This window comes from Microcoleus sp. T2B6 (assembly GCF_036700475.1).
Lineage (GTDB): Bacteria > Cyanobacteriota > Cyanobacteriia > Cyanobacteriales > Microcoleaceae > Microcoleus.
This window is the reverse complement of record NZ_JAUBOZ010000125.1, coordinates 14,126-19,796: the sequence shown is the minus strand read 5'-3', so window position 1 is coordinate 19,796 and position 5,671 is coordinate 14,126. Positions and strand designations below refer to the sequence as shown.

Here is a 5,671-nt window from a genome sequence, read left to right as displayed (position 1 = left end):
TCAATGATATCAACTGTTTCAGAATCATCGCTGTCACGACGGTCAATGATATCAACTGTTTCAGAATCATCGCTGTCACGACGGTCAATGATATCAACTGTTTCAGAATCATCGCTGTCGTCGTCAATGATATCAACTGTTTCAGAATCATCGCTGTCGTCGTCAATGATATCAACTGTTTCAGAATCATCGCTGTCGTCGTCAATCAAATCAACAGTTTCCGAATCGCCAATATTTATGTCGATCTCAATGAGGCCAGCCTTTTCAGAATCCTCAATATTTATGTCGATGTCAATGAGGCCAGCCTTTTTAGTGCTGTACTTGTCTCTTGTGAGAATAGGTGCGCTCGCCATTTTGATTACTCCTTCTTGTTTGGTAATTGATACAAAATTTCGCCCGATCTTGAAATGAAAGTCGTCGTTGCCAGTGCCGCCTCACAGGTCGTCGTTGCCACCAAAACCCGACAATATGTAATTTCCTGCTTTGCCATAGATTTTGTCAGCTTGATTAGTTCCCACTAATGATTTGTGAAACTTACCGCCGTTATCAGTGTTGTTGTCATTGAATTGAGTACCGTAGATATCAATTTCAGTTTCTCCTTTGTATTTCAAAATAATGGGTTTATTTAGGAAGTAATGGTGGGTATTTATATTTTTTTGCTGCCCTTTTCGCTTCCTGTTATCAGTTTGTTGCTAAAACTCTCGAACAGCAATGGTGATAAAATCAGGTATTATAGGAACTGATAAATAGCTTCAGGCTTTGAATTTATAGGGAAAAATCAGGTGCATCCTGACAAAGCATCATAAAAATCAGGACTCAGGCATCAGACCAAAGAAACCGGGTTTTTGACCTAATCTGTTGGCTACAAGGCGTCTTTTCGGAAAAAACCCGGTTTCTGACCACCGATTCGTAAGTCCTAAAAATCAGTAAAAGTCAGGTTGTTTGGTAAATCTCTACATAGTCAGGTTGGCGATCGTACAATCTAATCTAGATTTGGGTGCAGGCAATGATGAAAGAATTTCCAGTTAGCGATGAATATCAGATTGGCGGGAGTCTCCCAGCAGATGCGTCGAGTTACGTGATGCGGCAAGCAGACTTGGACTTTTACGAAGGTTTGAAGGCCCGTGAGTTTTGTTACGTGCTGAATTCGCGGCAAATGGGCAAATCTAGTTTGCGGGTGCGGACGATGCAAAGACTGCAAGCTGAAGGTACTGTTTGCGCTTGTATCGATTTAACTGGTATTGGCAAGGAAGATGTCACTCCTGAAAAATGGTATGCGGGAATGATTAATTCTTTGGTGAGTAGCTGCCAGCTAAGCAATCAAATTAATTGGCGGAATTGGTGGCGCGATCGCCGGGATTTATTATCACCTCTCCAGCGATTTAATTTGTTTATTGAAGAAGTTATTTTAGTTGAGATTTCCCAAAATATAGTTATTTTTATTGACGAGATAGATCGAGTGTTGAGTATGAACTTTTCTGCGGATGAGTTTTTTGCTCTAATTCGTTGGTTTTACAATCGAAGAGTTGACAATCCTCTCTACCGCAAACTGACTTTTGCGCTGCTAGGAGTGGCAACACCTTCAGATTTGATTGCCGACAAAACTCAAACTCCTTTTAATATTGGTAAAGCGATACATTTAGACGGCTTTAAACTTGATGAAGTGCAGCCTTTAATTGACGGCTGGCAAGGACGAGTTGCCAATCCTGAAAATGCGATCGCCCAAATACTAGATTGGACGGGGGGACAACCTTTTTTGACGCAAAAGCTGTGCAAGTTGGTGTTGGAAAATGAGTTGAAGAGAGTTAACCGCAGAGGCGCTGAGGGCGCAGAGAGAGACAGGCAGGATGCCTGTTCCACAGAGGAGGAGGGAGTTGCGGGGTTGGTGAGGTTGCGGGTTGTTGAGAATTGGGAGTCTCAGGATGAGCCGGAGCATTTGAAAACTATTCGCGATCGCCTGTTAAGAAATCAGCAAAAAGCCGGACAGTTATTAGGGCTTTACCAGCAAATCTTGGAATCGGCGAATCCCCCCCAAACCGAGGAAAACCAGGGTTTTGTAGGGGTAGTGCCCCCGTGCCTACCCCTGGGGGTTCTTGCCGATGGCAGTCCCGAACAAACCGAGTTGCGGCTGTCTGGTTTAGTGGTGCAACAGCAGGGAAAATTAAAAGTTTACAACCGCATTTATGCCGAAGTTTTTAATCTGGAATGGGTGGAAAAACAGTTAGGAAAGCTGCGGCCTTATTCGGAAACTTTTAATGCTTGGGCTGTGGCTAATTTTGAGGATAATTCGCGGCTGCTGCGGGGAAATGCGCTGCAAGAGGCTCTGGAATGGTCGATAGATAAAAATTTAAGCCATCTGGATTACCGCTTCTTAGCAGCATCTCAAGATTTGGAAAAGCGTGAAGTTCAACAGGTTTTAGCTGTTAAAGAAGAAGAAGGTCAGATATTAGCTAAAGCGAATGATACCTTAGTTTCAGCTCAACAACAAGCCAAAGTAGAATTTACTCAAGCCAAGCGCAGGGCTACCCGGATCATTGCGATGGGTTCTGTAGTTTTGGGAATTTCTGTAATCACAGCAATCTCCATCCAATTACAAGTAAAAAAAGCTCAACAGGAACTAGCCCAACGACAAGTAGTTCTGCAAACTTTATTCTCTAAAGCAGCTTTGGTTTCCGACCCTTTTGAAGCACTGCTGAAAGCATTACAAGCAGCGCAGCAGATGAAAAAATTAGAAAAATCAGCCAGCAACGATACGCAAATGCAGGTAATGAGGGCACTGCAACAGGCAATATATCATGTTAGAGAACGCGATCGCGCCGTTGGTCATAGTAGCGGTGTCAGAAGTGTAACTTTCAGTCCCGATGGCAAAATTTTTGCTTCTGCTAGCGAGGATGGTACGGTAAAACTGTGGAATGCTAGACCAGCTAAATTAATATCAACCCTGACCGGACGTACTACTAGAGTTACGAGTGTAAGTTTTCATCCTAATGGCAATATTTTGGCTTCTAGTAGTGAAGATGGTACGGTTAAGTTGTGGGATGTAAGGCATAGCCGTTTAATTAAAACTATTAACGCTCATAATGACTGGATAAGAACTGTTAGTTTTAGTCCCGATGGTAAAATTCTCGCTTCCTGTAGCCACGATGGTACTATCAAGTTGTGGAAAGCAACAGATAGTACGTTATTAAAAACTCTGAAAGGACATACCCGTGCCGTTACCCATATTAGTTGGAGTCCCGATGGTAAAACTCTCGCTTCTACAAGTTGGGATAGAACCGTGAGGCTGTGGAATATTGGCGATGGAACCCTTGTAAATACTCTGGAAGGTCATCAAGTAAATACCATAAGTGTCAGTTTTAGTCCCGATGGTAAAACTTTAGCTTCAGCCGATCAAGAAGGCATAGTGAAACTATGGAATGTAGCAGATAAAACTTTACTGCAAAACCTCCCTACTCATCGCAGGGCTGTCTGGAGTGCAATTTTTAGTCCAGATGGCAAAACTCTAGCAACTATCAGTTCGGATAGTACCGTAAAGTTGTGGAATTTAGAAGATATAAACGACAACAGAACCGACCCGCAACTTCTTAAAGGACATGACGGTAAAATTGAGAGTATCGCTTTTAGTCCAGATAGCAAAACTCTTGTTTCTGGAAGTTATGATAGCGCAATCAAGCTCTGGAATTTAGAAGTTAGGGAACCGCAAACCATTAAAAAAAATAGCGATAATATTCGATCAATAAGTTTTAGTCCCGATGGTAAGATTATTGCTTCCGGTAGCGATGATTCTAAAATAAAGCTATGGAATATCAAAAATGGCACTTTACTCCAAACTCTTAACGGTCATCAAGAGCCGATGCTAAGTGTTAGTTTTAGTCCCGATGGTAATATGTTAGCTTCCGGCAGTGTTGACAACACACTTAAGTGGTGGAATGTTCAAGATGGTCGATTACTAAAAACCCTCAACGATCATAGTGGTTGGGTCAGGAGCGTTCGCTTTAGTCCAGATGGGAAAACCTTAGCCTCTGGCGGTGATGATCGTACTGTAAAACTTTGGAATGTAGCAGATGCTAGCTTGCTGAAAACCTTTAAAGAACCTCGTATTGTCACTGATTTAAGTTTTAGTCCAGATGGAAAAGCTCTAGCTGTGGCTTGTAATAACGGTGATCTAAGACTATTAAATTTAAAAACAGCTACTTTAACGTGGGCTTTTTCCGCCCATAGCGGTTGGGTACAGACCGTTAGTTTTAGTCCAAATAGTAAAATCTTAGCTTCTGGTGGTGATGATGGTACAGTCAAACTATGGAATGCAGAAAATGGCAGATTATTGCTTACCCTAGAAGGACATTTATCTGAGGTATTTACTGTCAGTTTCAGTCCGGATGGCAAGATTTTAGCTTCCTCTAGTGAAGATGGTACTGTGAGGGTGTGGAATGTAGAAACTGGTCGGGAAATATCAACCCTAGAAGGACACCTCAACAGAGTTACTAGCGTTATGTTTAGTCCAGATGGTAAAACACTAGCTTCTGCTGGGCTTGACAATACTATCAAGTTGTGGAAATTAGAACTCGATCTCGATAATTCGATCGGGCGGGGTTGTTTGTGGCTGGAAGATTATTTGGCTTCTCATCCCGAAGAGGCTAGAAAATTTAGCCAAATCTGTAAATAACTCAAGTTGCTAGTTATAAGACACTGGTAATGGGTAAGGGGTAATGGGTAATTGTAAGGCAGTTATCATATAATCAAACCCAGATTTTGATGATGGCAATTATGAGAGAGTATCCAGCTAATTATGAATATCACGTAGGCGGTAGTCTTCCAATTGATGCCTCCAGCTATGTAATGCGACAAGCAGACTCAGACTTTTACGAAGGTTTGAAAGCAGGTCAGTTTTGTTACGTGCTGAACTCGCGGCAGATGGGCAAATCAAGCTTGCGGGTGCGGACGATGCAAAGACTGCAAGCGGAAGGGTTTCTCTGTGCTTTTATTGACCTAACCGGAATTGGGAAGGAAGATGTAACGGCAGAAAAGTGGTATGCCGGACTCGTGCAATCTCTGGTAAGCAGCTATCAGCTTGGCAAAAAATTTCAATGGCGGGCTTGGTGGAAAGAGCAGCGGGAATTATTGTCACCCGTGCAGCGGTTGAGTTTGTTTATAGAGGAAGTTTTATTAGTAGAAATTGAACAAAATATTGTAATTTTTGTAGATGAAATTGACAGTGTTTTGAGCCTGAGTTTTTCCCTGGATGATTTTTTTGCTTTAATTAGGTTTTTCTATAACCGACGAGTGGATGAGCCAAAATATCAGCGCCTCACATTTGCTTTGTTGGGAGTGGCGACTCCTTCGGATTTGATTGCGGATAAAACCCAAACACCATTTAATATTGGTAGAGCGATCAATTTAGGCGGTTTTCAGATTGATGAAGTGCAGCCTTTGATTGATGGTTGGCGGGGGCAAGTTGCTAATCCTGAAAGTGCGATCGCAGATATTTTGGATTGGACGGGGGGACAACCTTTTTTGACGCAAAAGCTGTGCAAGTTAATGCTGGAAAAGGAGTTAAAGAGAGTTAACCGCAGAGGCGCAGAGGGCGCCGATCAAGACAGGCAGGATGCCTGTTCCACCACCACAGACAGGCAGGATGCCTGTTCCACCACCACAGACAGGCAGGATGCCT

General features: G+C 42.7%; 4 protein-coding genes. 2 read left to right on the top strand and 2 right to left on the bottom strand.

All coding sequences use genetic code 11. The features are described 5' to 3' along the window. A partial coding sequence (locus QUA00_RS32170; protein WP_333412468.1) for a hypothetical protein occupies nucleotides 1-353 on the bottom strand: 353 nt, incomplete at its 3' end. Nucleotides 354-434: 81 nt separating this feature from the next. Beyond that, a complete protein-coding gene (locus tag QUA00_RS32165; protein WP_333412466.1) occupies nucleotides 435-611 on the bottom strand; it encodes a hypothetical protein in 177 nt (58 codons plus the stop codon). A 395-nt stretch (nucleotides 612-1,006) separates the two neighbouring features. On the opposite strand from QUA00_RS32165, the gene QUA00_RS32160 reads away from it, so the two are divergent. Together QUA00_RS32160 and QUA00_RS32155 are read left to right on the top strand one after the other, a co-directional pair. Then, on the top strand, nucleotides 1,007-4,666 hold the full coding sequence (locus tag QUA00_RS32160) for a WD40 domain-containing protein (RefSeq protein ID WP_333412463.1): 3,660 nt from the start codon (nucleotides 1,007-1,009) through the stop codon (nucleotides 4,664-4,666). A gap of 101 nt (nucleotides 4,667-4,767) precedes the next feature. Continuing rightward, a partial coding sequence (locus QUA00_RS32155; protein ID WP_333412461.1) for an AAA-like domain-containing protein occupies nucleotides 4,768-5,671 on the top strand: 904 nt, incomplete at its 3' end.